Genomic DNA, 26,272 nt, shown 5'->3' with positions numbered 1-26,272 from the left:
GTTAAACTGCGCGCTTGTTTCCTGCTGCACCCTGCGGCAATCAGAGCCTTGTTTGATGCCTAGCACTTTCCACGACATACCCCGTGACCGTCCCTGCACTCCCCTGCTGGACAGCCTTGACACCACAGCCCAGCTGCGCGAACTCGACGAAGCACAGCTGCCTGACCTGGCGGATGAGCTGCGCCTGTTCCTGCTATGGACGGTCGGCCAGACCGGCGGACATTTTGGCGCCGGACTCGGAGTAATCGAGTTGACGGTCGCTCTGCATTATATCTATCACACCCCGGAAGACCGGTTGCTGTGGGACGTCGGCCATCAGGCCTACCCCCACAAGATTCTCACCGGTCGCCGCGAACAGATGGCCAGTCTGCGCCAGAAAGACGGGCTATCCGCCTTTCCACGACGCAGTGAGAGCCCTTTTGATACCTTTGGCGTCGGTCACTCCAGTACTTCGATCAGCGCCGGCCTGGGCATGGCCATCGCCTCTCGCCTGCAAGGACTGGATCGCCGCTCCGTCGCAGTCATCGGCGATGGTGCCATGACCGCCGGCATGGCCTTCGAAGCACTCAACCACGCCGGTGTGGTCGATGCCGACATGCTGGTGGTGTTGAACGACAACGACATGTCGATATCGCATAACGTCGGCGGGCTGTCCAACTACCTGGCCAAGATCCTCTCCAGCCGCACCTATGCGCACATGCGTGAAGGCAGCAAGAAGGTACTATCAAAGCTCCCCCCCGCATGGGAGTTGGCACGCAAGACCGAAGAAACTGCCAAGGCCATGCTGGCACCGGGCGTACTGTTCGAGGAACTGGGCTGGAACTACATCGGCCCCATCGACGGCCACGACCTGCCGACCCTGATCACCACCCTGCGCAACATGCGCCAGCTCAAGGGTCCGCAGTTTCTCCATGTGGTGACCAAAAAGGGCAAGGGCTTCTCTCCTGCCGAAGCCGACCCCATCGGCTACCACGCCATCACCAAGCTCGAGCCCAAGCCTGCAGGCAATGGGCAAAGCAAGCCGAAATACTCCAGCGTTTTCGGTCAGTGGTTATGCGATATGGCCGAAGCCGATGCACGGCTGGTCGGCATTACCCCCGCGATGAAGGAAGGCTCCGACCTGATTGCCTTCAGCGAACGCTTCCCGCAGCGCTACTTCGATGTCGCCATTGCCGAACAGCATGCCGTCACCCTGGCTGCAGGCATGGCCTGTGAAGGTGCCAAGCCGGTGGTGGCCATTTACTCAACCTTCCTGCAACGCGCCTACGACCAGCTGATTCATGACGTCGCGGTGCAGGATCTGGACGTGTTATTCGCCATCGATCGCGCCGGTCTGGTCGGCGAGGACGGCCCAACCCATGCCGGCAGCTTTGATCTGAGCTACCTGCGCTGCGTTCCCAATATGCTGATCATGGCGCCGGCCGATGAAAACGAAACCCGGCAGATGCTCACCACCGGCTTCCTGCACAATGGCCCTGCCGCCGTGCGCTACCCCCGAGGCACCGGGCCAGGCGTGCCGATCGACTCGGCGCTCGAGCCCTTGCCCATCGGCAAGGGCGTGATTACCCGCCAGGGTGAACAGGTCGCCATTCTCAGCTTCGGCACTCTGCACGCCAATGCCATGCTCGCCTCCGAAACGCTGAATGCCACCGTGGCCAACATGCGCTTCGTCAAACCGTTGGATACCGAACTGCTGCAGCAACTGGCCGACAGTCACAGCCTGCTGGTCACCCTCGAAGAGAACGCCATCATGGGCGGCGCCGGCAGCGCGGTAAACGAATGGCTGCTTGCCCAAGGCATCCAGATCCCGGTGCTCAACCTCGGCCTGCCGGACATCTATGTCGAACACGACAAGCCCAACAGCATGTTGGCCGAATGCGGCCTGGATGCCGCAGGCATCGAAAAATCCATCCGCCAGCGGTTGTCGACCCAATAACGGAAGACTGCTCTATACCTCCCGGGCGCACCCCGTGCGCCCAAGTGTTTCATGATACAGCGATTTAACTCGGCACCGCCGCGCGTAGCGTAAAGAACCATCTGCAGCCAGATACCCAGACCCGGTCCACAAAAACCACCCATCACCGACCCGGGAAAGCTCAAATCCCCCGCCGCATGCGGCATAATACCCGGCTGATTCACCCACTCCGGACGCCCCATGTTCTTTACCGACCAGCGCCTGCAGTTCTTCAAACCACTGACCAGCAAATACCGCGAACAGATCGTCGAATGCCTGCGCCTGCTGCACGACCGCCTGTACAGCGCCAGCGCCGACTACGGCGAATCGCTAAAGCGCGAACAGGTGCTGGATATCTTCAGCGAAGCCCTGGAGCGCGCGCCCCTGCTCGACGGTGACGATGACGAACAGAGCCGCTTTCGCAACAACCGCGAACAGGCCGGCTGGGTACTCAACAGTCTGATCGAACACGGCTGGCTCGAACGCCAGGTAGACCAAGCCACCTTCCAGTCCACCTACCCCTTCAGCCGCCTCGGCCGCCTGTTCACCCAGTCACTGGTCGAAGCCGTCGGCCACAGCGTACGCACCCGGCATCGCAACACCCGTAACACCCTCAACGCCCTGTCCGCCTTCGCCGAGCGCGGCGAAGTCTATGACCTGCTCGACGCCTACGAATACTCCGAACGCATCATCGCCGACTTCACCGACATCATCGCCGAGCTGGAAGAGCGCAAACGCCAACTGGTGCGCGAAGTCGAAGCCCAGCAACTGGTGCAACAGGCCAGCGACCAGTTCTTCGACTTCATGGAGCGCCGCTTCCAGCCCGACGTGTCGATCCGCCTGTCCGCCGACAGCGTGGAAAAACACCGCGACCGCATCCACGACGTATTGCGCCGTATCCGCCACAAGCCCAGGGACTGGAAAGCCAATGCCGAACGGGAACTGCGCCGCCTGGCCCCCGACCTGATCGTCGACGATAGCGCTTCGGTGCTCTGGCAACTGCTCGACACCATCGACAACCGCCTGCGCAACGCCTCGGAAATCATGCTGCCGGCCCTGCGCCGCACCCTGCAGAGCTTCACCAAACGCGCCGACATCCTCATTCGCCAACTCAGCTACCTGCAAACCCAACAGCACAACGACATCGTCGGTCTGTGCCGGGAACTCAGCACCCTCGATGCAGCCAGCTACGAACAGCGCCTGAATGCCGCCGGCGACGCCATGGCGCGCATCCGCGTGGAACTCATCGATCCCGCCCAGGTGCGCCTGCGCGAGCGGCAGAATCGCCAGCCGGTACAAAGCCACATGGACGACCCCGGGATGCCCGACGACGACACCCTGCGTTCACTGGCGGTCAGCCAACTGCTGGAACGAGCGTTCAACATCAATGCCAGCGGCATGCGCGACTACCTGCGCAGCGCCCTGGGCGACGGCCGCCGCATCAACAGTGGTGACCTGCCCATCCATGGCGCCAGCGATCTGCTGGCGGTCAGCCACGTGATCGCCCTGGGCAGCGCCGACCAGGCCGCCGCCGGCTTTCGCGTGAAGATCGAGCCGACCGGCCAGCCGGTGACCGGCGATACCTATTTCAACCGCCGCGACGGATTCATCATCGAACTGGAACAAGATACCCATGCGTGACGCCCTGGAAGACCAATTGCAGCAACACGGCATCAGCGCCGACGACTTTTCCGACCTGATGATCCGCCTGCTCGACCGCGGCGTATTGTGCCGTGACGAAAGCAAGCGCGAAGCCGAGCTCTACGACCGCTTCCTGCAGGTGCAGCCGCTGGTCGAGGATTACCTGTGGGTGCTGCGCATCCGCCTGCTCCACGAATCGCGCTTCAACATGGTGCGCATCTTCCCGCCGGGCGCCGAAGTGCCCGGTCTGTCCGACAGCGACGACAGCTTCAACAGCGGCCTGCGTGAACGCCTCAATCAGCAGGAAGTGTCGCTGGTGCTGGTACTGCGCGCCGAGTACGACAAGGCCCTGCGTGACGGCCAGGTGGATGAGCTGGGCCAGGTCATGCTGTCCCTCGAAGCCCTCAGCCTCAGCCACCGCCACCTGCTCGGGCGGCCCCTGCCGGAGAACGCCGGCGAACGCCAGATCCTGCTGCGGCGCATGCGCCAGCTGCGCCTGATCCGCAGCCCCGGCGATGGCACCCTGGAAGATGGCGAAGGCTGGCTGATCATCCGCCCCGGCATCATCAGCCTGGTGACCGATACCGCCCTCAGCCAGTTGGCCGGCGGCGTGGTACTGGATGACGAAAACCCTATTGACGAACACCCTGACCTTGCCGAAGGAGCCAACTGAGCATGTACCTGAAACGCTCGATTACCGCCAACTGGGGTAACCTGCCGGTCGAGGAAATGGAATACGGCCCGATCAACCTGTTCTCCGGCGGCAATGGCTCCGGCAAGACCACCGCCGCCGACGCCCTGCAGACTCTGATGACCGCTGCCCATGACAACCTGTTCAACTATAACCCCGGGCAGGACGAAACTACCCAGCGTGGCCGCGGTGGCAAACAGGTGCGCACCCTCGCCTCTTACGTGCTGGGCTGTGATGACGGCGCCTTCGCCCGTCCCTGGACCACCGATGGCTACATCGCTGGCGTGTTCCATCCGACCCAGGGCGAAACCGCCGAGCCCTTCACTGCGGTGATCGGCGTGCGCGCCCACCTGGATACCGCCGGCAGCAGCCGACAGGCCCGCCAGGATGAACTGCTGCTGATGATAGTGCCCGGCGAAATGCTGGCGCTCAGTGATTTCATACGGGACACCGACGAAGGCCGCCATGTCATCCCGCTCACCGAATTGCCCAACCTGCTGCGCAAGCAGTTCGGCAAACAGGGCGTGGAAACCTATGACCGCAAGAGCGCCTACCTGGCGCGCCTGTATGGCGCCCTGCGCGGCAAGGGCGATGCGGTGTCCGTTCGTGAAGCGAAGAACGCCGCCCGCACCTTCGCCAATTTCATGGCCTACAAACCAGTGCGCTCGATCGACCAGTTCGTCGCCGGCGAAGTGCTCGAAGCCCGCGAATTCGGCGACACCATCAAACGCATCCGTGACCTGCTGCGCACCGTGCACGGCATGGAACAGGAAGCCGCCCGCGTACGCGGCGCCGTCAACATGCTGGAACAGTCTCGGCAGTTGACCGAGGACTACCAGAACAGCTGGCTGGAGCGTCTCGGCCTGGATTATGCCGCGGCCGCGCAAAGCTGGGGCCACAATCGCAAGCAATATGTGGTTGCCAAAGACAAGCAGCAGGAGATCAGCGCCCGCATCGCCGATCTCAGCGAAGAGCAGCAGCTCAACGATGAACGCACCCAACAGACCCACCGCGACCTGGTGCAGCTGGAAGCACGCCGCCAGGGCGTACCCGCCCTGCAGGGCAAGGATGATCTGGAAAACCGCCAGCAGCAACTTGGCGCCCGCCTGCAACAGGGCGTAGCGCCGCTGCTCGAACAGGCGCACCAGCGTGATCTCAATCTGGAAGCTGTACGCACCATTCAGCATCTGCTGAGCAGTGGTGCAGGGGTGGAGATTCCCGAGTTGACCAGCCGCAACTGGAAGGGCCTGGCCGATGAAGTGCTGGCCGCAGAACAGCAACCGGTGGCCGAACTGCATCAGTTGCTGTCCAACGACTGGATCGATCTGAGTCCGCTGCACAACGGCCTGGATAACGTGCGTCAGCAGCAGCAGACCCACAACCGGCTGGCCGCCATGATTGCCCAACCAGGCGCCGAGGGTATCAGCCTGCTGCAACGGGTCGACCGGCTGAGCCAGGAGCGCGCCAGCGCACTGGGCAATCTGGAGCGCCAGATCGCCATCAGCGAACGCCAGATCAACACCCTGCAGCAGAGTCGCGTGACCTATCCCGCTTACGTTGAAGATGCCGTGGCTGCCATCCGCCAGCAGTGCCCGCAGGCTGATCCCCGAGTGCTTTGCGACCATGTGGAGGTCACCGACCCGGATTGGCAGATGTCCATTGAGGGTTATATCGGCGGTTCACGCTTCGGCATCCTGGTGGAACCGGAACATGAAGCCGAGGCCATCCACATCGTTCGCCAGCTCAACACCCGCGAACGCAACCGCGCCCGGGTGATTCAGGGCAGCAAGGCCCGGCTGGACGCCGAGCGGCTCAGCCTGCCCAAGGAGTCGGTGGTGAACGTGCTGCGCTTCAGCCACCGGGTGGCCGAGCACTATGTGCGCGCTTCCTATGCCACTCTGGTACGAGTCGACAATGCCGAAGGTCTGCGCCAGGCCCGTCGCGGCATCACCCGTGAAGGCATGGGCTCGGGCAACTATTCCATGTTCCGCTGCGATATCGATGACAGCCAGCTGGTCTTCGGCGTCACCGCCCGGGAGCGCAACCTGCGTGCCCAGCACCAACAGCTGGAGACGCTGCAACTGCAGCGCCATGCCCAGCGCCAGTTGGTGCAAAGCCTGCAGCATCTCGCCGCCGCTCTGCAGCGCATCAAGCCGCTGGATTATCTCGCCCGGGCCAGCCAGCTGCTGGAGCAGCGCCAGCAACTGCAGGACATCGAGCAGCAATTGGCCAGTCTGGACCTAAGTGCCTTTCACGATGTCGAGCAGGAACTGCAGCGAGCCCATGAGCGCCATGCCGAACTGGTGGCACGCCAGAGCGAGCTGCAGCAGGAACTGGGTGGTCTGAACGTGCAGCTGACCCAGATCAATCAGCGTATCCGTGCATTATCCGACCAGGGCGATACCCTGCAGGATCAGCGTGACCAGGCCGAACAAAACCTGCTCGAAGCCGCCGCCCGCGTCACCGGTCTCGATCCGCAGCAGCGCTTGACCCAGATCGACGAGATGCTGACTCGCTCCGGCGATGATTTCGATTTCGCCGCCGACAGCAAGAGCCTGACTGATAGCCTCTATCGGTTGGCGGTGTCTCTTGATCGCAGCATCAAGGAATACAATCAGCAGGCGCAACCGATGGACCACCTGGTGCATGACACCGGCGCCGAGGTGCACAGCCTGGCATTCTTCGAGCATGTCTGTGGTCTGCGGCAACAACTGGACAATCTGCACAACCGGCTGCGCAACAACGTGCTGCTGGAAAAGCAGGAGCAGCTGATCAAACTGCGCGACAGCTTCAATACCACCTTCATCACCGACCTCTGTCATGAGATCCACCAGGCGATCAACGATGGCGGTCGTACCCTGGAAGGGCTCAACACCGAGCTGCAGCATCACCGCTTCGGCGCCGATCGCGAAAGCTTCCAGTTCGAGTGGGCCTGGGTGCCGGAATACAAGGAATACTGGGAGTTCTTCCGCGAGGTCATGCAGATGCCCAACCTGGGAGATGGCGCCAGCCTGTTCGATACCAGCCTGTCCGGCAAGGGCGCAGCCGTGCGTGATCAGCTGCTGGGGCTGTTGCTCGACGGCGATGAGCAGCAGGCCCTGCGCGAGCTCGAACGAATCAGTGACTACCGTCGTTACCGCCGTTACGACATCCTCAAGCACCCCGAGGGCAAGGCTGCGATCCGCCTCAGCGAATATGGCACCGGCTCCGGCGGCCAGCTGGAAACCCCGGCCTACATCATCCGCGCTGCCGCAGTGACCAGTGCCTTCCGCTTCAACGAAGGCGACAGCCATCTGCGCATGGTGATCGTCGACGAAGCTTTCATGCACATGGATGAAACGCGCTCTCGGGAAGTGATCAACTACCTGACCGAGACTCTGGGCCTGCAGCTGATCTTCATCATGCCCACCAGCAAGGCCGGCCCCTTCCTCGAACTGATCAGCAACCAATTCGTGTTCAGCAAGGTGCCCAGCCCGCGCGCTGTGGGTGAGCTCAATACCCGCGTGCTGCTCGACCGCCAGCAACTCAACCGCGAGCGCATCACCGAGCTGTGGGCCAACCACCGCCGGGTGATCCGCCAGCAGGGGGCACTGGATTTCATGGAGCTGGTGTGAGAATCAGGTGTTCTGTGGATGCCTTGATGGCGAGGTCGCCCTCGCCATCAAGGCCAGCCTGAGAGGCTATCAGCTGAAACGGGCACTCGGGGGTCGATACAGCAGCATCGCCCCCTGGCTGGCGAGGACCAGCAGGATCAGTGGCATCAGCTCCAGCGTGCAGACGTAATGCAACATGCCGACCCAGGCGGGCAGCTTGGCGTTGGTCAGGCCCAGCAGCTGTTGATGATGCAACTGTGTCCAGGCTTGCTCGGCCGAGGCAGTATCCTGCGCCGTATCGGCAGCGATGACCGCCCGGCGAAAGTGTCGGAAACGCCAGACAGTCAGCAACAGGGTCAGCAGGCCGGCGATGAACAGCGGCACCGCGACGTCCGGATAAGCTCCCTGACGGTCATGAAAGAACCAGACCACGGCTATCGGCAGGATAAGCGATGCAACACACTGCATGCGCCAGTTGCGGCGCATGGCCTGCCAGTGAGGAGCGGTATCGAGCATCATTCTGCCTCTGCCTGATGAATGGTTCCCAGCAGGTGACCAAGCTTGCCGGCCTTGGTTGCCAGATAATTCTGGTTGAACGGGTTCAGGCCGGTCTTCAGCGGGATGCGCTCGGCCACGGTGATACCGAAATCCTCCAGCGCCTTGACCTTGCGCGGGTTATTGGTCAACAGCTTCAGACCGGTGATGCCCAGATACGCCAGCATGGGCTTGCAGATGGCATAGTCGCGCTGATCCGCGCCGAAGCCGAGCAACTCGTTGGCTTCCACCGTATCGGCGCCACCATCCTGCAGGTGATAAGCTCGAATCTTGTTCATCAGACCGATGCCACGGCCTTCCTGGCGCAGATACAGCAAGGCGCCGCGACCTTCGTCAGCAATGGCTTTCAGCGCCGCTTCCAGCTGGAAGCCGCAATCGCAACGCAGACTGAACAGAGCATCGCCGGTGAGGCATTCCGAATGCAGGCGTCCGAGCACTGGCTGTCCGTCGCCCACGTCGCCCATGGTCAACACCACGTGTTCCTTGCCCGTACCGGGTTCAAGGAAGCCGTGCATGGTAAAAATGCCCCACTTGGTGGGTAATTGGGATGACGCAACAAAGGTGACTGGCACGCTGTCTCCTGTCCGACCACGCTGATATAGAGGGCAGCTATCTTAACAGCACATGCGTATGACCGTCAGCGCTGATGTGTCTGGATTGCCGATGTGTTTCACAGCAGACCCGGCAATTCGGCCAGTGCCAGCAATACCAGCAGGGCCATGATACCCGCGAGAATATCATCGAGCATGATGCCCAACCCGCCACTGACATGGCGATCCGCCCAGCCAATCGGCCAGGGTTTCCAGATATCGAACAGACGAAACAGCAGAAATCCCACTACCAACCACAGCCAACCGGGCGGTGCCAGCCACAAAGTAATCCACACGCCGACGAATTCATCCCAGACGATACCGCCGTGGTCATGCACACCCAGGTCGGCAGCCGTGCGATGACATAACCAGATGCCCAGCAAGCTACTCAGCACCAGCACCAGCGCATAACCACCCGGCGGCAGTTGCTGCCACAGCAATACAAAAGGCAGCGCCACCAGCGAACCCCAGGTTCCGGGCGCCTTGGGCAGTGCCCCGCTGCCGAAGCCGAAGGCCAGAAAGTGAATCGGGTTGCGCCATACCGATGCCGGTGTCGGCTCGCGGGACTCAGTCATGCGTGGACTCCTTGAAGTGTTGGTAACCGTCAGCCCCGCCGACCGGTTGTTGGTCCAGCCAGACGCCCTCACCGACGGCTGCCTCGCCGATGACGCTGACTGCCCAGCCCTGCTCGCGCCACCGTTCCAGCAATGCGGCCTGTTCCGGCGGTAAAGTGAACAACAATACATAGTCATCGCCACCGCGCAGCATCCAATCCAGCTGCAGAGCTGCTGGCCACGCCTGCAGCGCCGGAGAATGGGGCAGACCGGTAGTACGCAGATGCAATGCCAGCCCACTGGCGCGAGCCAGATGCCCGGCATCCTGCAGCAGACCATCGGATATATCCAGGCCGGCCGTAGCCACACCGGCCAGGGCGGCACCCAGCTCACACTGAGCCCGCGGGCGCCAGAAACGGCTGGTGAGATAATCCCGCTCGGATCCGGTCAGCGTGGCCGGCAGATCCTGCCCGAGCACCACCGCCAGACCTGCTGCCCCTTCACCCAGCGGACCACCCACACACAGCAGATCACCGGCGCGTGCACCGGAGCGGCGCAAGGCGCGGCCCTGGAGCACTTCACCGAACACGGTAACACCGATATTCAATGGGCCGCGGGTGGTATCGCCACCGATCAGGCTGATGCGATGCTCCGCCGCGCAGGCAGCCAGCCCGGCACTGAAGCCCTGCAGCCAGAGTTCATCCACGCGAGGAAGTGTCAGCGCCAAGGTGAAGCCCAGCGGGGCGGCGGCCATCGCAGCCAGATCGCTGACAGCCACTGCCAGAGCGCGATAGCCCAGGTCATCGGGGGAGTAGTGATCGGGGAAATGGACACCCTGCACCAGACTGTCAGTGGATATGACCCAGTGACAGCCCGGTGCGGGATCCAGCAAGGCGGCATCGTCACCGATGCCGAGGGCCACCTTCGCATGCCCGCCCGCCTGTTCCAGCGCTGCGCACTGAAAATAACGGCCGATCAATCCGAACTCGCCCAGCGGCATGGCTGCCTCCTGCCGTGGTTCAGCGCCCCCGGCGGGACGCATTCACCTCGACACTGCGCAGGCGGGGAGCCAGCTTGTCGAGGATGCCGTTGACATATTTATGGCCATCGGTAGCACCAAAGATCTTGGCCATCTCGATGCCTTCGTTGATCACCACCTTGTAAGGCACATCGACGCGATGGGTCATTTCAAAGACACCAATACGCAGGATGGCCAGCTCGATGGGGTCGACATCATCAATCCCCCGATCCAGCACCTGTGCCAGATGGCCATCGATTTCATCAAGATTCTGCGGCACACCATGCAACAGCTCACGGAAGTAGGCACCGTCAGCGCTGTCGAATTCGTACTCGACGTCGCTGCGCAGCTGCGCTTCGATGTCGGACAACGACTGCGCCGCCATCTGCCATGAATACAGCGCTTGCAACGCCAGGCTGCGTGCCTTGCGGCGCATGGCATTGCGGGATTGCCCGCCGCTGCGCTTGGGTTTAGCGTCGTGGTCGGCCACTTAAGCCTCCAGCTGCTTGATCACGCTGACCATTTCGATTGCTGACAGCGCTGCTTCAGCGCCCTTGTTGCCGGCCTTGGTACCAGAACGCTCGATGGCCTGCTCGATGCTGTCGACTGTCAGCACACCGAAGGCAACCGGAACGCCGGTATCCAGGGATACTGCGCCTACGCCTTTGACGCATTCGCCAGCAACATATTCGAAGTGTGGCGTGCCACCACGGATGACCGCGCCCAGGGTAATGATGGCGTCGAACTGCTTCAGATCAGCCACTTTGCGCACCATCAGCGGAATTTCGAAGGCACCGGGAACGCGCACAATGGTAATGTCGGCTTCCTTGACCCCGTGACGCTTGAGGGTGTCGACAGCGCCGTCGACCAGGCTTTCAACCACAAAGCTGTTGAACCGGCCGACAACCAGGGCGTAGCGACCCTGTGCAGCGATGAAGTCGCCTTCGATGGTACGGATAGCAGTCATATCAATCTCTCTTAAAGAACCGGTGGCGCGCCAGGCGCCGCCGTGAATCCAATGCGTTTATTCGCAGGGCAGGTATTCTACTACTTCCAGGTCGAAACCGGATATGGCATTGAAGCGCATCGGCAGCGACAGCAGTCGCATCTTGCGCACGCCCAGGTCACGCAGGATCTGCGAGCCGGCACCGACGGTATTGTAGGTGGTCGGGCGCCGTACTGCCGGCTCATCGCCGCTCAATTGCTGTACATGATGCAGCAGCTCCTCGCCCTCCATCTGATTACCCAGCAGCAACACCACGCCATTGCCCTGTTCGGCCAGCTTGGCCATGGCCGCACGCAGGCTCCAGCGCCCCGGCTGCTTGACCATGAACAGGTCACGCAGGGGGTCCATGTTATGCACCCGTACCAGAGTTGGCTCTTCCGGCTCGATCTCACCCAGGGTCAGCGCCAGGTGCACGGCATTTTCCAGGCTGTCCTTGTAGGTCACCAAGTTGAAGGTGCCCAGTTCGGTATCCAGCGGCTGCTCGGAAACACGCTGTACGGTGCGCTCGTTGAGCAGACGATAGTGGATCAGGTCGGCGATGGTGCCGACTTTCAATCCGTGCTCTTCGGCAAAGGCTTCCAACTCGGGGCGGCGCGCCATGCTGCCATCTTCATTCATGATTTCGCAGATCACCCCGGACTCGCCGAAGCCGCCCATGCGCGCCAGGTCACAGGCCGCTTCGGTGTGACCGGCACGCGCCAGCACGCCACCGGGCTGGGCCATCAGGGGGAAGATGTGGCCGGGGCTGACGATATCCTCGGCTACTGCATCAGCCGCCGCGGCCGCTTCCACAGTACGTGCGCGATCGGCAGCGGAAATACCGGTGGTGACGCCTTCGGCAGCTTCGATGGAGACGGTGAATTTGGTACCGAAACCCGAGCCATTACGCTGTACCATCAGCGGCAACTTGAGGCGCTCACAGCGCTCCAGGCTCATCGGCATGCAGATCAGGCCACGGCCGTAACGGGCCATGAAGTTGATGTCCTCGGCCTTGCAGGCCTCGGCGGCCATGATCAGATCACCTTCGTTCTCGCGATCCTCGTCATCCATGAGGATGACCATCTTGCCAGCGCGGATATCTTCGATCAGTTCTTCAATAGTGTTCAGTTTCATACGGCCCTCCCGGGCACAGTGCTCAGGACTTCAAAAAGCCGTTATCGGCAAGAAATGCCATGTTGATACCGGAAGCTGCGCCGGATTCGGCAGCCTTGTCACCCAGCAGAAGGCGCTCAAGGTAGCGGGCGATCACATCGACCTCCAGATTTACCGGGCGGCCCGGCTGGTAATCACCCATCACGGTTTCCTGCAGGGTGTGGGGGACGATATTCAGTTCGAAGACAGCGCCATCCACACCATTGACGGTGAGACTGGTGCCGTCAACGGTGATCGAGCCCTTCTCGGCGATATAGCGGGCCAGCGCGGCGGGCGCCTCGATACGAAAACGTACCGAGCGGGCCTCTTCAGTGCGCGACAAGACCTTGCCAACACCATCTACGTGGCCACTGACCAGATGTCCGCCCAGCCGCGTGGTCGCGGTCAGGGCTTTCTCCAGATTCACCCGACTGCCCACCACCAGCTCGGTGAAACCACTGCGACGCATGGTTTCCTGGCTGACATCGGCCCAGAAACCGTCGCCGGGCAGTTCGACTACGGTCAGACATACGCCATTGACCGCAATACTGTCACCCAGTTTGACGTCATCCAGATCCAGCTTTCCGGTCTTGATATACACCCGCACGTCACCGCTGCGCGGCTGCAAGGTCTGGATTTGTCCAACTGCTTCGATTATCCCGGTAAACATGATTGCCTCGGTTACATGTGCATTGTCAGGCCGTGATCAGCAGGCCCATGCCGAATACCGCCAGGAAGCCGAAAGCGAAGGCGAACAGCAGCAGGCCGAAGCAGCGGAAGTAGGACATGAAGGTCAGCCCCGGCAACTTGCTCATGGCCACGATCCCGGCGGCAGAGCCAATTATAAGCAGGGAACCACCCACTCCGACAGCATAAGTCAGCCCCATCCACTCGGCGACGCTCATTTCCAGATCGGATTTCAGCAGGGCAGCGGTCAAGGGTACGTTGTCGATCAGGGCCGACAGCATGCCCATCAGGAAGTTGGCAAGCAGCGTCGGCATCACATCATACAGCGCAGTCAGGCTGCCCAACACGCCCACGAATTGCAACATGCCTACCACCAGTAGAATCCCGAGGAAGAACAGCAGCGTCTCGAACTCGATGGCGCGGATATATTCCAGGATGGGATCGTGCATGACGTCCTCCTCGAGATAATGCGCCAGCAGAAACATCACCGACAGCCCCATGAGAAAGGTCAGCGTCGGCGGTATATCAAACAGCAGGCTACCGAGAATGGTGGCGAAGATAGTCACGAAGAACACCAGCGCAACCATGCGCCCGGTGCGTTGCGAGTGCACGCGGGTACCGTGATCAATCACCACCACATCACTCATGCCGATGGACAGCAGACCTGCCAGCACCAGCACCGAGGCCAACGCCGGAACTGACAACAACAGCAGGTGCGTGATCTCCACCTTGCCAGCCAGGAAGATCATCAGCGTGGTGACGTCCCCGGTGATCATCGCCACCCCGCCGGAGTTGACCGCGAACACCACCAGCGTGGCAAAGCGCAGCGCCTTGCGCAGCTCCAGTTTCAGGCTCAGGATCAGCGCCATGGAAACCAGCGTGGCGGTGATGTTGTCTGCAAAGGAGGAAAACACAAAGCAGAACATGGCGGTCAGGAACAACAGCTTTCGTTCACTGATACGCCTGGGCAGAATCTTGAAGATGACACTGTCGATCAACCCCTTCTTGTTCAGATAGGCAACGAAGGTCATGGTCGCCATCAGGAACAGCCATAGCCCGGCGATATCCAGAATATTGTGGTTGAAAGCTTCCTGCACACGTGTGCGGTAGGCTTCGTCCGGTGCGGCAATGAATAGAACGACCCAGGCCAGCGTGCCGAAGAACAGTACGACCATGGATTTGCTGACGTGGGTTACTTCTTCAAAAATGACGCCCAGAATGGCCAGGACGGCCATCAGGAGCAGGACCACTTCTACTGCGTTCATGGATTGTTACTCTCGGAAGGAAAAAACCGGTCGCGCCGTGATCCGCCAATCACGGCCGATAACCCGCATGTCAGTCACATCGAGATCCATGGCCTCGGCCATCTCATCGAAGGGCAGTTCCAACAGCGGTCGCGCCCGGCTACCCAGCAGCCTCGGCGCCATATAGACGATCAATTCATCCACCAGCCCGGCACGCCAGAACGCGCCCGCCAAACCGGCACCGGACTCCACCAGCACCTCGTTACAGCCACGCTGCCCCAACTCGCGCAGCAGGGCGCCGAGATCAACCTTGCCGTCCGCACCGGGCAGCGTAAGCAGCTCTATCTGCTGCGAGAGATAATCCGCTGCGCACTGCTGCGGATCAGTACAGACCACCAGCACCGGGCCGGCTTCGCGGAATAATCGCTGCTGCAAAGGCACACGCAGCTGACCATCCACCAGCACCCGCAGCGGCTGTCTTGCCGCTGCGGCCTGCGCCAGCTCGATATCCAGCCCCAGTTCGGCAGCGCGTACGGTCAATGCCGAATCGTCCAGCAGCACACTGTCGGCACCACTGATGACCGCACCACTGCGGGCGCGCAGGCGCTGCACATCGGCACGGGCCTGCGGTCCGGTGATCCATTGGCTTTCACCGCTGGCCATGGCCGTGCGGCCATCCAGACTCATTGCCAGTTTCAGTCTTACCCAGGGCAGCCCCTGCTGCATGCGTTTGATGAATCCCGGATTGAGGTCACGCGCATCGCTTTCCAGCAGCCCGCAATCGACCTTGATGCCGGCAGCACGCAAACGTGCCAGACCCTGACCGGCGACCTGGGGATTGGGGTCCTGCATGGCGGCAACCACCCGGCTGACACCCGCGTTGATCAGCGCGTCTGCACAGGGCGGGGTCTTGCCGAAGTGGCTGCAGGGTTCCAGAGTGACATAAGCCGTCGCCCCGCGAGCCTGCTCGCCGGCCTGGGCCAAGGCATTGACTTCTGCGTGTCCTTCTCCTGCGCAGACATGCCAGCCTTCTCCGACAATCTCACCGTCGCGCGCCAGTACACAGCCCACCCTGGGGTTTGGCTCAGTGGTATACAGCCCCTTGGCGGCCAATTGAATGGCCCGAGCCATCAGGCGACGGTCGGCGAACTCTTCAGGCATTGGGGTCGCCCGGCTCGCCTCGGGACAGACGATCGATCTCTTCACGGAACTGGTTGAGATCCTGAAAACGCCGGTAGACAGAAGCAAAGCGGATGTAAGCCACCTCATCCAGCTGCTTGAGCTCGGCCATGACCATCTCGCCAACCACCATCGCCTTGATTTCGCGCTCGCCGGTGGCGCGTAGCTGATGCTTGATGCGGCCCAGCGCCGCCTCGATCTGCTCGACACTGACCGGGCGTTTTTCCAACGCACGCAGCAGGCCGGCCCGCAGCTTGTCCTCATCGAATGGCTGACGCCGACCGTCCTGCTTGATGAGCCGGGGCAACACCAACTCGGCAGTCTCGAAGGTCGTGAAACGTTCCTGACAGGCGAGGCACTCACGCCGGCGACGTACCTGGCCACCGTCCGCCACCAACCTGGAATCAATTACCTTGGTGTCATTGGCGCCACAAAAGGGACAATACATGCTCGGATCCAGTAAAGGTCAGAACAGCAGCCGCGTACGGCCATGCTGGGTTTTTAGAAGGCCCATAGCATACTCGCAGACACGGGGTTATTAAAGTAAGCCAGTGTTAACCTGGGGCTTGTTGCCGCACCCTGCTCTCTCCCGCGTCAGCCTCATCAGACTGATTCACCGACACTGCGCTGGCGCGCTACAATGCCGCCCTTTTCCATCAAGGTATTCAGCCATGCCTGCACTCGGCCCGATCGACGCTCTGCAACAGGCTCTGCATCGGATTTTGCCGGACGCCCAATTGGCCGTCAGTGCGCTGCCCCAGCTGCCCGAACTGCGGCTATGGCTGCTTGACCCGGTCAATCTGGATCGCGCCTTTGCCAGCGAAGAAACCCAACGCCTGCTGGAACAGCCGCCCTACTGGGGATTCTGCTGGGGCAGCGGGTTGGCGCTGGCGCGCTGGATTCTCGATCATCCAGAACAGGTGCGCGGCAAACGGGTGCTGGATTTCGGTGCCGGCTCGGGGATAGTTGCGCTGGCATGCAGCGCCGCAGGTGCACGGCAGAGCATCGCCTGCGATCTGGATCACCCGGCACGCCTGGCCAGCGCGATGAATGCGCAGCTCAACGGTCTGGGCATCGAACTGGCGGATGATTACTTTGCCGTCACCGATGAGCTGGACCTGATCTTCGCCGCCGATGTGCTGTACGACCGGGACAACCACGGCTTCCTCGACCATTTCCTCGGTCGCGCCAATGAAGTATTGATAGCGGATTCGCGGGTACGTGATCTGCAACATCCCGGCTATCGGCGGGTCGCCACCCTCAGCGGTCAGACCTGGCCGGATCTGGGCGAGCCGGAACTCTTTCGGCAGGTCTCACTGTACCGCTCCGCCGCCGCGGCGATCTGATAATCGATAACTCAGGAAAGCCAGAAGTCCCCAGAAGTGCGCCTTATATTGCCATTACCTTGATATTAAACAGCCCCAAGACAAAGTAATTCCTACCCTGTCCTGCTCTACCACCGCCAAATTACTTCCCCACTCTCTGGAAGCAAAGGTGCATTCCAGACACCTCCAAAAATTCTTCCCAAAGATAATTGATTCTCCCGCCATTAAAAGTTTGACCATTCGGGAAAATATGACCTACTCTGTTTTTACCGACTGGTAAAAACTTGCATCAAGACTCCACAAAAAAAATAACGGAGGCAATGGTCATTATGTTGACCCGTTCACAGGCACTAGCGCTTGAAAAGGCGCCCGATGACGAATTTACCGAACTGGCCAAACAAGCGGCCGGCATTCGTGATGTGCATTGGGGCCAAGCCCTGACTTATTCACGGGCGGTTTTCGTTCCACTTACCAATATGTGCCGTGACGATTGCGGTTATTGCACCTTCGTTCAAAAGCCCGACTCCCCCAATGCACGTCTGATGACCCCTGCTGAAGTTATGCAGATTGTTCATGACGGTGAGCGCATGGGCTGTAAGGAAGTGTTGTTCAGCCTGGGCGAAAAGCCCGAGTTGCGTTACCCGGAAGCACAGGCCGCCCTCGCCCGTCAGGGGCATACCAGCATGATCAGTTATCTGGCCGAAGTCTGCGCCATGGTAATGAGCGAAAGCAGCATGCTACCCCATGTGAATGCCGGCACACTCTCCGAAGCGGATATCCGACTCCTCAAGCCGCACAGTGTGAGCATGGGCATGATGTTGGAGAATGTCAGCCGCCGTCTGATCGCCAAGGGCGGCGCCCATTACGCCTGCCCCGACAAAGTCCCGGTGCAGCGTATTCGCACCCTGGACCGGGCGGGCCGCCTGGGTGTGCCTTTCACTACCGGCATTCTGATCGGCATAGGTGAAACCTGGGCAGAGCGCGTCGATAGCCTGATGACCATCAATAATCTGCATCTCGAACATGGCCATATCCAGGAAGTCATAGTGCAGAATTTCCGGGCCAAGCCCGGTACCGCGATGGCCGGCCATCCCGAGCCCAGCCTGGACGATATGGTCCGCACCCTGGTACTGGCCCGCCTGCTGCTTGACCCGTCCATCAGCCTGCAGGCGCCTCCCAATCTGGAAAGCCGCTTCGCAGCCTATATCGCTGCCGGCATCAATGACTGGGGCGGTGTCTCCCCATTGACCATCGACCATATCAACCCGGAACGCGCGTGGCCGCAGATAGAATCACTTCGCCGTGCGACAGCAGACTGTGGCTACGGTCTTGAAGAGCGCCTCGCGGTATATCCCCGCTATCTGGAGCGCCCTCAGCATTTCTTTACTGGTGAAGTGGCTCCCCGGTTATCCGCAATCGCCCGGGCTGATGGTCTGGCGTTACAACAGTGCCTGTCTTGAGGAACTCCGCAATGAACATATCAGTGTCAGAAAACATTGCTTTGCATGAGTCAGTAAAAGAACTTTACCAACCAGGCGTTGGCTTAACAGTACGAACCATTCTCGAAAATGTATTAGCTGGCCAGGAACTTAACCAAGCGGACGCTATTACCTTATTCCAGACCGAAGGCGCTGAGTTGGATGCATTAACAGCCTGCGCTGATCAATTGCGACGGGCCAGTGTCGGCGATACGGTGACGTTCGTAATCAACCGCAACATCAACTATACCAATGTCTGCTACATGGGCTGCCGTTTCTGCAGTTTCGCCAAACGCAAAGATGATCCCGAAGCCGAGTTCTTTGATCTGGATGAAATTGTTGCGCGAGCCCAGGAAGCCTGGGACCGAGGCGCAACCGAAGTCTGCATTCAGGGCGGCTTGCACCCGAACATCCCCGGGCATTTCTATCGAGACATGCTCAAGGCGATAAAAGCCAAGCTGCCGGATATGCATATTCATGCGTTCTCGCCCTTTGAAATCTGGTTTGGCGCGCGCAAAAGCAAGATGTCCTATGCCGAGTTTATCCAGGACCTGATCGATCACGGCCTGGGCTCGATGCCCGGCACAGCGGCAGAGATTCTTGATACCACCATCCGCCAGCAGCTGACCCGCGACAAGCTGACCACCGAAGAGTGGGTGGAGATTGTCAAAACCGCCCACAAGCTGGGGCTGCCCACCACCTCCACCATCATGTACGGCCATATTGACGGACCCGAACACTGGGCAGCGCACCTGGCCCTGTTGCGCGATATCCAGAAGGAAACCGGCGGCTTCACCGAGTTTGTGCCACTGGGGTTCATTCATCACAAGACGCCGCTGTATCTGGAGCACGCCGGCGTAAGACCCGGCCCTACCCGGCTGGAGCATATCCGCATGCACGCCGTCGCCCGTCTCATGCTCAACGGCTGGATCGATAACATCCAGGCGTCCTGGGTCAAGTTGGGGCCGGAATTGGCTCAGCAGATGCTCAGCGCCGGGGTGAACGACTTGGGCGGCACCCTGATGAACGAAAGCATTTCCCGGGCGGCAGGCGCTGAACACGGTCAGGAAATGCATCCGGACAGCTTCGTCCAGATCATGCGCAACATGCGGCGCCAGCCGGTCCGGCGCAATACGCTGTATCGCCACATTACCGTTTACGATGCCCCCGAGGCCGCGCCAGCCGCGCCACGTTATGCCGGAGCAGCACTGTGAACAGTCGCCGGCCACGTATCACCCTGCTCGCCGGCGGGGTCGGCGGTGCCAAGCTTGCGGTGGGCCTGGCATCCATTTGTGAGCCCGGCCAGCTCAGCATCATCGGCAATGTCGCCGATGACCAGGCGTTTCACGGACTGTGGGTATCTCCGGATATCGACACCCTGACCTATACCCTGGCAGGCCGGATCGACAGCAGCAAAGGCTGGGGCCTGGCCGATGAAAGCAACCGTGTGCTCGATGGCCTGAAACGCCTGGGATGTGACAGCTGGATGTATCTGGGTGATCAGGATATGGCCACTCATATCATGCGTACCCACTTGCGCCAGCAGGGAGTCCGACCCAGCCTTATCGCCCAGCGGATCGCGGAGTCCTTCGGCGTACAGAGCAATATCGTCCTGCCTACCGATGACCGCGTACAAACCCGGATCAGAACACCCCAGGGCTGGCTGTCGTTCCAGGAATACTTTGTCCGCGAACAATGCCAGCCCGAAATTCTGGAAATTCAGCTTGATGGCCTTGAGCGCGCCACGGTAACGGCGGAAGCCCTCGCCGCCATCCGTGAGGCGGATCTGCTGGTGATCGCCCCGAGCAATCCGATTGTCAGCATCGGGCCGATCCTGGCCATACCCGGCCTGGGGCAGGCATTTGCCCTGTCCAACGCGATCAAGATCGCGGTCTCTCCGTTGATTGGCGGCGCCACCGTCAAGGGCCCCGCCGACCGCATGCTCAGCGCCTGTGGTTACAGCTGCAATAACCTCGGGATTGCCGATTGTTATGCCGACCTGATTGACGGACTGATCATCGACCAGCAGGACCAGGCAGAGGCCGACGCCCTGAAAGCGCGCGGTATCGATGTCATGGTCACCCATACGCTGATGCGAGATACCGCCGACAAAGCTCGTCTGGCCGGCGAGCTGCTGCAGTTCGCCCAAGGCCAGCTTACAGAGGAGAAGCAGGCATGCTGATGAAAACTCTGGTAGTGATCCCGGTGCGGGATTTTGCTGATGCCAAATCCCGGCTGGAGCCGTTATGCGGCCCTAGTCGCCGGGCAGCACTGGCGCGCTGGCTATGCGAGCGCACCTTGACGTTTTTCCGTGACTGCATGCCCGAGCAGGACGTGCTGGTGGTCACCGCGTGCGACACCATTGCCCAACTGGCCAGCAGTTATGGCGCGGCAGTCTTGCGTGAAAGCCATCCAAGCGGCATGTCCGCGGCAGCGCATCTGGCAGCAGAATGGAGTTGTGCCCAAGGCTATGATTCGCAGCTGTTGATCCCCGCAGATATAGCCCAACTGGATGAAGCCGAACTGCGTGCGCTGATCAATCACCCGCGACCGGTTCCGTCAGTGCTGATCAGCCCGGCACATGATCGCGGCACCAATGCCCTGCTGACCACGCCGCCGGATATCCTGCCCTTCCAGTTTGGCCTTCATTCAAGTGACCAGCACTGGAATGCCGCACATCGCCGGGGCATCACCTGCAGCCTGATCCATCTTCCAAAACTGCGCTTTGATATTGATACACCGGCTGACCTGTCCCACCTGCTCAGCCAATCCAGCGAGCCGGACTACCTGGAGCTCGACGCGCCGTGGCAGCATCAGCCAACTCCATCGTCGCCCACTTACCGGCCCATGCCGAGCCAGGGAGTTCCCGCATGTTGAGCCAATCCAAGAGTCTGAGCATGACCGCCCTGGCCGGGATTGCCGATATTCTGCCCGGCGATGACCTGGCCGATGTCCTGGTCAAGGCCATTCGCAGCAATGATGTCGTATTGAACGACGGCGACATTCTGGTCATTGCCCACAAGGTCGTTTCCAAAGCAGAAGGCCAGGTGGTGTCGCTGGACGGTATCGAGCCTGGTGAAGAGGCCCGGCAACTGGCGACAGAGCTGAACAAGGACCCGCGCAAGATCGAAGTGATCCTGCGTGAGTCCCGCCGCGTGGTGCGGGCGTTCAAGCATCCCCAGCAAGCCGAAGGCATCCTGATCGCCGAACACCGGCTGGGCTTTATCTGCGCCAACGCGGCGGTGGATGAATCCAACGTGGGCGAAGAGAACACCGTCATTCTGTTGCCCAAGGACCCCGACAGCAGCGCCCGGCGGATCTGCGCCGCGCTCGAGGAGACCTTCGCCGTGCGTCTGGGTGTGGTGATCACCGATACCTTCGGCCGCCCCTGGCGGATGGGGTTGGTCAACGTCGCCATAGGCCTGGCCAATGTGCCTGCTCAGGTCAGCCTGATCGGCGAACAGGATGCCTTTGGCCGCGAACTGGCCGTCACCATCCCGGCCCTGGCCGATGAAATAGCTGCCGCTTCGGGCTTGCTGATGAGCAAGAACGGCAAAACACCCGCAATTCTCTTCCAGGGCGTGGATTGGGAATCCGCCCCCAGCTCGGCAACTGACCTGATAAGACCACAAAAAGAGGATCTCTTCCGATGACCATTGCAATTCTAGGCGGTACCGGCCCACAGGGCCGGGGATTGGCTTTACGCTGGGCGCGCGCCGGCGTCCCGGTGGCAATTGGCTCGCGCGATGCGAAACGCGCCAATACCACAGCGCAGGAACTCCAGGCCTTGCTGCCGGACTCAGCCGCCGCCATTCGCGGCATGGATATTCGCGATGCGGTGGGTGCCGCCGACGAGGTAGTGATTCTGGCTGTACCTTACGCCGCCCACGACGCCACGCTCGAATCGATTGCTGAACTGCTGCAAGACAAGATTCTGGTCGATATCGTGGTGCCACTGGCCGAAGGTAATCCACGGGCAGTTGCCATGCCGGCCGCCGGCTCGGCGACCGAAGCCGCCCAACAGCTGCTGGGCGAGGCCATTCCGGTGGTCGGCGCGCTGCACAACATCTCCGCGGCCAGCCTGAACAAGCTTGATCACGCCATCAACTGCGATGTTCTGGTCTGCGGCGACGCCGTGCCAGCCAAGGACAAGATCATTGAGCTGATCAACAGGATGGACGTAGTCGCCTATGACTGCGGTCCGGCCAGCAGTGCCCGCTGTATCGAGGCCATCACACCGATCCTGATCCGCCTGAATATTTCCAAGAAAGTCCCTTTCACCCACGCAGGAATCCGCATCTGCGCGCCAGACGCCTGATGCAGCAATGAGTAACACCTACCGACATAGGAGAATAACAATGGAATTCGGTATCTGCTTTAAAGGTTTTGTCAGCCCCGAACGGGCCCGCAGCTTGGTCATACAGGCTGAAGAAGCTGGTTTCGCTTATTGCTGGTTCTATGACTCGCATATTCTGTGGCGCGAATGTTATCCCGCGATTGCCATGTGTATGGAGCACACCAAGAAGATGCGCTTTGCACCGTGCGTCACCAACCCCAACGCCCGTGATTGGTCGCTGGCCGCCAGCCTGTTCGGCAGTCTGGCCAAGCAAAGCGGCGGGCGCTTCGATATCGGCCTGGGCCGCGGCGACAGTTCGGTCCGGGTGATGGGCAAGAAACCTGCCTCGCTGGCGCGGGTGGCTGAATTCACCACCAAGGTAAAAGCCATGATCCGGGGTGAAGAGGTACTTTATGGTGAGTGCCCTGAGCCGGTTAAATTCCCCTGGGCCGATGGCTACGAACTGCCCGTGCATATCGGCGCCTATGGTCCCATGGCCCTGAAAACCGCAGGGGAAGTGGGCGATGGTGTCATTCTGCAGATCGGCGAACCGAGCATTGTCAAATGGCTGGCTGAGCAGAGCATCAGCGCTGGCAAGGAAGCCGGTCGTGACATGGACAATTACAAGGTGATCGTCGCCGCCCCGGCCTATTTCGGTAGCCGGGACGAGTGCATCGAAGCCACTAAATGGTTCCCGGCCATGGTCGGCAACCACGTTGCCGACATCGTTGAAAAGTACGGCAGCGACAGCGGTACCGTCCCCGCCAGCCTGACCGACTATATCGAAAAGCGTAAGGGCTATGACTACTCCAAGCATGGCCAGAGCGATAACCCCTATCTGGACTTCATCACCCCGGACATCGTAGAAAGCTTCTGTGTGCTGGGTGAAGCCGAACAGCATGTCAGCAAGCTCAATGAGCTCAAGGCCGCCGGCGCCACGCAGTTCAATATCTATCTGGATAATGGCGATGAGGAAAACATCATCGCCCAGTATGGCGAACACATCATTCCCAAGTTCCGCACCTGAGCTGATACCGGCGGCGTCGCCGCCGGTGTCCAGGGGTAAAAACAATAATGATCGAATGAGGCATTCACAATGCAGAAAACCATGATCAACCAGCAACGGCTGTGGCAAAGCTTGATGGATATGGGCGAGATTGGCGGTACCGAAAAAGGCGGCGTCTGTCGGCTGGCCCTGACCGATCTGGACAAGCAGGGCCGTGACCTGTTCGTGCAATGGTGCAAAGACGCGGGCTGCACCATCCGCGTGGACAAGATGGGCAATATCTTCGCTCGCCGCGCCGGACTGGATGATTCGCTGCCGCCCGTGGTGATGGGTAGCCACCTGGATACCCAGCCTACCGGCGGCAAGTTCGACGGGATCTACGGCGTACTGGCCGGCCTGGAAGTCATTCGCACCTTGAATGATCAGGGCATGGACACCCAGGCGCCTATTGAAGCCTCGGTCTGGACCAACGAGGAAGGCTCGCGCTTTCCACCGGCGATGGTGGCATCCGGCGTGTTTGCCGGTGTGTTTGAACTGGATTATGGTTTGAGCCGCGCTGACCTGGATGGCAAGACCATGGGTGAAGAGCTGGCGCGTATCGGCTATAACGGCCCCGACGATGTCGGTGGGCGCCCATTCAAGGCATTCTTTGAGGCGCATATCGAGCAGGGTCCAATCCTCGAAGACGAGAAAAAACAGATTGGCGTAGTCACTGACGCACAAGGCCAGCGCTGGTATGAAATCACCCTGACCGGGCAAGAGTCCCATGCTGGCCCTACGCCAATGAGCCGGCGGCGGGATGCCTTGGTCGGCGCCGCCCGGTTGATTGATCAGGTCAATAAAATCGGCCTCGCTCATCAACCCAATGCCTGCGCTACCGTTGGTCTGCTGCAGGTGTTCCCCAACTCACGCAACGTGATTCCCGGGCAAGTGTTCTTTACCGTGGATTTCCGCCACCCCGATGCCGAAGCCCTAGCAAAAATGGATCAGGCGCTGCGTGAAACAGCCGATTCCGTTTCTACGGAATTGGGATTGGAAATGGCCTTCGAGCAGATCTGGTACTCCCCGCCCGTCCCCTTTGACGCCGACTGTGTTGCCCTGGTCCGCCAGGCGGCAACGGATTTCGGCTATAGCCACCGGGATATAGTCAGCGGTGCCGGGCATGACGCCTGCTATATCTCCCGCGTCGCACCAACGGCCATGGTCTTTGTGCCTTGCGAGAACGGCATCAGCCATAACGAAGCGGAAAATGCGACGCCGGAAGATCTGGCCGCCGGCTGCAACGTGCTTTTCCAGGCGGTCGTGGCACGCGCCAATAGCTGAATCGACTGGGCGCCAGCACCCTGAAAGAGCAGATAGTCATGCTCTTTCAGGCAACTGCCGCGGGCTATTTGGTAAGCCCTGTGCCTTTGAGGATGGTGTGGGTAAGAAACGCGCCTGCCGCGTCAAAGTCGCCGGTATCCAGACTGTCTTTACGCAACACCAAGGCAATCTGGGTAGAAAAGTCAGCATAGGTCTGAGTTGCAGCCCAGATGGAAAAGAACAGGTGGTGAGGATCAATGGGATCCATCAAGCCATTGGCAATCCATTCTTTGACCAAAGCAATATCGGCATCAAGTTTGGGCAACAGCTTTTGCAGTAGATAGTCTTTGATATAAGGCGCGCCGTTGATGATCTCATTGGCAAATATCTTGGAACCATTGGGCCGTAATTGTGACAGTTCCAGTTTGCCCAGGATATAGCTGCGCAATTTGCTGGCTGGATCATCACCAGCCTGTTCGAACAGGGTCATTTTTTCGACCCAGAGATCAAGTACGTTTTTCAGCACATGGCGATACAGGTTTTCCTTGGAAGGAAAATAATAAAGCATGTTCTGTTTGGACAACCCGGCTTGCTCGGCAATCGCTTCGATAGATGCACCGTTGTAGCCATATTGCGCGAATAGCGTTTCGGCAGCGTCCAGAATGCGGGCTTCCTGGGCTTTGCGGGCGCTTGAGCGCTTGCGGGGCTTGGCCGCGTCGTCATTTGCAGGGGCGCTTTCAGTCAAATGGAAGGGGGTTCGATCCAAGGAGATACCTCTTGGTTGCGGTCGCGGGCCATATGGCTGGCAAGCAGCATTGCTACCGGCACTGCGGGTTCGTAAGGGGCGCGAGTATACACCTTGAGCCCTCTGGCAACTAGCGACCCCGGCCCGAGGATGCACTTGTAAATATTGTCGTATACCAATATCAGCAAAAAGCCTATAGGCGAATTTAACAACAAGAAACAACAGCGGATGCCCCGC

Annotated in this window: 25 protein-coding genes; 13 read left to right on the top strand and 12 right to left on the bottom strand. The window is 60.4% G+C overall.

The features are described 5' to 3' along the window. Positions 1-55 precede the first annotated feature (55 nt). From dxs to BLU11_RS18710, 4 genes are all read left to right on the top strand, one after another. Positions 56-1,936 carry a 1-deoxy-D-xylulose-5-phosphate synthase gene (dxs, locus tag BLU11_RS18725; RefSeq protein ID WP_090275975.1) on the top strand — a complete coding sequence of 627 codons (1,881 nt, stop codon included), beginning with the start codon at positions 56-58 and terminating at the stop codon, positions 1,934-1,936. A gap of 219 nt (positions 1,937-2,155) precedes the next feature. Further along, positions 2,156-3,595, top strand: coding sequence for a Wadjet anti-phage system protein JetA family protein (locus tag BLU11_RS18720; protein ID WP_090275973.1), 1,440 nt, complete (start codon positions 2,156-2,158; stop codon positions 3,593-3,595). Continuing rightward, the gene (locus BLU11_RS18715; protein ID WP_197674227.1) at positions 3,588-4,268 is read left to right on the top strand and encodes a DUF4194 domain-containing protein; all 681 of its coding nucleotides are present in this window, start codon (positions 3,588-3,590) and stop codon (positions 4,266-4,268) included. Before BLU11_RS18720 ends, BLU11_RS18715 begins: the two co-directional genes overlap by 8 nt. Positions 4,269-4,270: 2 nt before the next feature. Next, on the top strand, positions 4,271-7,900 hold the full coding sequence (locus BLU11_RS18710; protein ID WP_090275970.1) for an ATP-binding protein: 3,630 nt from the start codon (positions 4,271-4,273) through the stop codon (positions 7,898-7,900). Positions 7,901-7,969: 69 nt separating this feature from the next. Here BLU11_RS18710 and BLU11_RS18705 read toward each other — a convergent pair whose 3' ends face one another. The 11 genes from BLU11_RS18705 to nrdR all read right to left on the bottom strand — a co-directional run bounded on the left by BLU11_RS18705 (position 7,970) and on the right by nrdR (position 16,291). Beyond that, positions 7,970-8,398 (bottom strand): hypothetical protein, encoded by a 429-nt coding sequence (locus BLU11_RS18705; protein ID WP_090275969.1) that lies wholly within the window; start codon positions 8,396-8,398, stop codon positions 7,970-7,972. Further along, the gene (gene ribA / locus BLU11_RS18700; RefSeq protein ID WP_090275967.1) at positions 8,395-9,006 is read right to left on the bottom strand and encodes a GTP cyclohydrolase II; all 612 of its coding nucleotides are present in this window, start codon (positions 9,004-9,006) and stop codon (positions 8,395-8,397) included. Before ribA ends, BLU11_RS18705 begins: the two co-directional genes overlap by 4 nt. Positions 9,007-9,104: 98 nt before the next feature. Then, on the bottom strand, positions 9,105-9,599 hold the full coding sequence (locus tag BLU11_RS18695; RefSeq protein ID WP_090275965.1) for a phosphatidylglycerophosphatase A family protein: 495 nt from the start codon (positions 9,597-9,599) through the stop codon (positions 9,105-9,107). Continuing rightward, on the bottom strand, positions 9,592-10,572 hold the full coding sequence (gene thiL, locus BLU11_RS18690) for a thiamine-phosphate kinase (protein ID WP_407920261.1): 981 nt from the start codon (positions 10,570-10,572) through the stop codon (positions 9,592-9,594). Before thiL ends, BLU11_RS18695 begins: the two co-directional genes overlap by 8 nt. 25 nt (positions 10,573-10,597) lie before the next feature. Next, positions 10,598-11,032, bottom strand: coding sequence for a transcription antitermination factor NusB (gene nusB, locus BLU11_RS18685; RefSeq protein WP_090276683.1), 435 nt, complete (start codon positions 11,030-11,032; stop codon positions 10,598-10,600). 54 nt (positions 11,033-11,086) lie between these two features. Then, a complete protein-coding gene (gene ribH, locus BLU11_RS18680) occupies positions 11,087-11,563 on the bottom strand; it encodes a 6,7-dimethyl-8-ribityllumazine synthase (RefSeq protein ID WP_090275961.1) in 477 nt (158 codons plus the stop codon). Between the two features lie 57 nt (positions 11,564-11,620). After that, complete coding sequence (gene ribBA / locus BLU11_RS18675) at positions 11,621-12,715, bottom strand: bifunctional 3,4-dihydroxy-2-butanone-4-phosphate synthase/GTP cyclohydrolase II (protein WP_090275959.1); 1,095 nt, start codon at positions 12,713-12,715, stop codon at positions 11,621-11,623. Positions 12,716-12,737: 22 nt separating this feature from the next. Then, a complete protein-coding gene (locus tag BLU11_RS18670; RefSeq protein WP_090275957.1) occupies positions 12,738-13,403 on the bottom strand; it encodes a riboflavin synthase in 666 nt (221 codons plus the stop codon). Between the two features lie 25 nt (positions 13,404-13,428). Then, on the bottom strand, positions 13,429-14,685 hold the full coding sequence (gene nhaD / locus BLU11_RS18665) for a sodium:proton antiporter NhaD (RefSeq protein WP_090275955.1): 1,257 nt from the start codon (positions 14,683-14,685) through the stop codon (positions 13,429-13,431). Between the two features lie 6 nt (positions 14,686-14,691). Beyond that, a complete protein-coding gene (gene ribD, locus BLU11_RS18660) occupies positions 14,692-15,825 on the bottom strand; it encodes a bifunctional diaminohydroxyphosphoribosylaminopyrimidine deaminase/5-amino-6-(5-phosphoribosylamino)uracil reductase RibD (RefSeq protein WP_090275953.1) in 1,134 nt (377 codons plus the stop codon). Next, positions 15,818-16,291 carry a transcriptional regulator NrdR gene (gene nrdR, locus BLU11_RS18655; RefSeq protein ID WP_090275952.1) on the bottom strand — a complete coding sequence of 158 codons (474 nt, stop codon included), beginning with the start codon at positions 16,289-16,291 and terminating at the stop codon, positions 15,818-15,820. Before nrdR ends, ribD begins: the two co-directional genes overlap by 8 nt. 223 nt (positions 16,292-16,514) lie before the next feature. Here nrdR and BLU11_RS18650 point away from each other — a divergent pair, with 223 nt between their 5' ends. From BLU11_RS18650 to BLU11_RS18610, 9 genes are all read left to right on the top strand, one after another. Further along, the gene (locus tag BLU11_RS18650; protein WP_090275951.1) at positions 16,515-17,189 is read left to right on the top strand and encodes a class I SAM-dependent methyltransferase; all 675 of its coding nucleotides are present in this window, start codon (positions 16,515-16,517) and stop codon (positions 17,187-17,189) included. 308 nt (positions 17,190-17,497) lie between these two features. Further along, positions 17,498-18,628, top strand: coding sequence for a 7,8-didemethyl-8-hydroxy-5-deazariboflavin synthase CofG (gene cofG / locus BLU11_RS18645; RefSeq protein WP_090276681.1), 1,131 nt, complete (start codon positions 17,498-17,500; stop codon positions 18,626-18,628). An 11-nt stretch (positions 18,629-18,639) separates the two neighbouring features. Next, positions 18,640-19,860 carry a 5-amino-6-(D-ribitylamino)uracil--L-tyrosine 4-hydroxyphenyl transferase CofH gene (cofH, locus tag BLU11_RS18640; RefSeq protein WP_090275949.1) on the top strand — a complete coding sequence of 407 codons (1,221 nt, stop codon included), beginning with the start codon at positions 18,640-18,642 and terminating at the stop codon, positions 19,858-19,860. Further along, positions 19,857-20,828, top strand: coding sequence for a 2-phospho-L-lactate transferase (gene cofD / locus BLU11_RS18635; RefSeq protein WP_090275947.1), 972 nt, complete (start codon positions 19,857-19,859; stop codon positions 20,826-20,828). Before cofH ends, cofD begins: the two co-directional genes overlap by 4 nt. Then, positions 20,822-21,523, top strand: a complete 702-nt coding sequence (cofC, locus tag BLU11_RS18630; RefSeq protein ID WP_090275945.1) for a 2-phospho-L-lactate guanylyltransferase — start codon at positions 20,822-20,824, stop codon at positions 21,521-21,523. The genes cofD and cofC overlap by 7 nt, the downstream gene beginning before the upstream one ends. Continuing rightward, on the top strand, positions 21,517-22,299 hold the full coding sequence (gene cofE / locus BLU11_RS18625; RefSeq protein ID WP_090275943.1) for a coenzyme F420-0:L-glutamate ligase: 783 nt from the start codon (positions 21,517-21,519) through the stop codon (positions 22,297-22,299). The genes cofC and cofE overlap by 7 nt, the downstream gene beginning before the upstream one ends. After that, the gene (gene npdG, locus BLU11_RS18620; RefSeq protein ID WP_090275941.1) at positions 22,296-22,964 is read left to right on the top strand and encodes an NADPH-dependent F420 reductase; all 669 of its coding nucleotides are present in this window, start codon (positions 22,296-22,298) and stop codon (positions 22,962-22,964) included. Before cofE ends, npdG begins: the two co-directional genes overlap by 4 nt. A gap of 40 nt (positions 22,965-23,004) precedes the next feature. Continuing rightward, positions 23,005-24,009 carry a TIGR03842 family LLM class F420-dependent oxidoreductase gene (locus tag BLU11_RS18615; protein ID WP_090275939.1) on the top strand — a complete coding sequence of 335 codons (1,005 nt, stop codon included), beginning with the start codon at positions 23,005-23,007 and terminating at the stop codon, positions 24,007-24,009. Positions 24,010-24,078: 69 nt separating this feature from the next. Further along, a complete protein-coding gene (locus BLU11_RS18610) occupies positions 24,079-25,311 on the top strand; it encodes a Zn-dependent hydrolase (RefSeq protein ID WP_090275937.1) in 1,233 nt (410 codons plus the stop codon). Between the two features lie 64 nt (positions 25,312-25,375). Here the strand turns inward: BLU11_RS18610 and BLU11_RS18605 are convergent, their stop codons facing one another. Next, positions 25,376-26,257, bottom strand: a complete 882-nt coding sequence (locus BLU11_RS18605) for a TetR family transcriptional regulator C-terminal domain-containing protein (RefSeq protein WP_197674226.1) — start codon at positions 26,255-26,257, stop codon at positions 25,376-25,378. Between the last annotated feature and the right edge of the window lie 15 nt (positions 26,258-26,272).

This window comes from Halopseudomonas litoralis (assembly GCF_900105005.1).
Classification (GTDB): domain Bacteria; phylum Pseudomonadota; class Gammaproteobacteria; order Pseudomonadales; family Pseudomonadaceae; genus Halopseudomonas; species Halopseudomonas litoralis.
This window is presented reverse-complemented; position numbering and strand designations above follow the sequence as displayed.

Bases quoted from the DNA above. Each gene is read 5' to 3' on its own strand.
- dxs (WP_090275975.1), top strand. From the start codon at position 56: ATGCCTAGCACTTTCCACGACATACCCCGTGACCGTCCCTGCACTCCC.
- BLU11_RS18720 (WP_090275973.1), top strand. From the start codon at position 2,156: ATGTTCTTTACCGACCAGCGCCTGCAGTTCTTCAAACCACTGACCAGC.
- BLU11_RS18715 (WP_197674227.1), top strand. From the start codon at position 3,588: ATGCGTGACGCCCTGGAAGACCAATTGCAGCAACACGGCATCAGCGCC.
- BLU11_RS18710 (WP_090275970.1), top strand. From the start codon at position 4,271: ATGTACCTGAAACGCTCGATTACCGCCAACTGGGGTAACCTGCCGGTC.
- BLU11_RS18705 (WP_090275969.1), bottom strand. From the start codon at position 8,398: ATGATGCTCGATACCGCTCCTCACTGGCAGGCCATGCGCCGCAACTGG.
- BLU11_RS18695 (WP_090275965.1), bottom strand. From the start codon at position 9,599: ATGACTGAGTCCCGCGAGCCGACACCGGCATCGGTATGGCGCAACCCG.
- nusB (WP_090276683.1), bottom strand. From the start codon at position 11,032: ATGCGCCGCAAGGCACGCAGCCTGGCGTTGCAAGCGCTGTATTCATGG.
- ribH (WP_090275961.1), bottom strand. From the start codon at position 11,563: ATGACTGCTATCCGTACCATCGAAGGCGACTTCATCGCTGCACAGGGT.
- ribBA (WP_090275959.1), bottom strand. From the start codon at position 12,715: ATGAAACTGAACACTATTGAAGAACTGATCGAAGATATCCGCGCTGGC.
- BLU11_RS18670 (WP_090275957.1), bottom strand. From the start codon at position 13,403: ATGTTTACCGGGATAATCGAAGCAGTTGGACAAATCCAGACCTTGCAG.
- nhaD (WP_090275955.1), bottom strand. From the start codon at position 14,685: ATGAACGCAGTAGAAGTGGTCCTGCTCCTGATGGCCGTCCTGGCCATT.
- ribD (WP_090275953.1), bottom strand. From the start codon at position 15,825: ATGCCTGAAGAGTTCGCCGACCGTCGCCTGATGGCTCGGGCCATTCAA.
- nrdR (WP_090275952.1), bottom strand. From the start codon at position 16,291: ATGTATTGTCCCTTTTGTGGCGCCAATGACACCAAGGTAATTGATTCC.
- BLU11_RS18650 (WP_090275951.1), top strand. From the start codon at position 16,515: ATGCCTGCACTCGGCCCGATCGACGCTCTGCAACAGGCTCTGCATCGG.
- cofG (WP_090276681.1), top strand. From the start codon at position 17,498: ATGTTGACCCGTTCACAGGCACTAGCGCTTGAAAAGGCGCCCGATGAC.
- cofH (WP_090275949.1), top strand. From the start codon at position 18,640: ATGAACATATCAGTGTCAGAAAACATTGCTTTGCATGAGTCAGTAAAA.
- cofC (WP_090275945.1), top strand. From the start codon at position 20,822: ATGCTGATGAAAACTCTGGTAGTGATCCCGGTGCGGGATTTTGCTGAT.
- cofE (WP_090275943.1), top strand. From the start codon at position 21,517: ATGTTGAGCCAATCCAAGAGTCTGAGCATGACCGCCCTGGCCGGGATT.
- npdG (WP_090275941.1), top strand. From the start codon at position 22,296: ATGACCATTGCAATTCTAGGCGGTACCGGCCCACAGGGCCGGGGATTG.
- BLU11_RS18615 (WP_090275939.1), top strand. From the start codon at position 23,005: ATGGAATTCGGTATCTGCTTTAAAGGTTTTGTCAGCCCCGAACGGGCC.
- BLU11_RS18610 (WP_090275937.1), top strand. From the start codon at position 24,079: ATGCAGAAAACCATGATCAACCAGCAACGGCTGTGGCAAAGCTTGATG.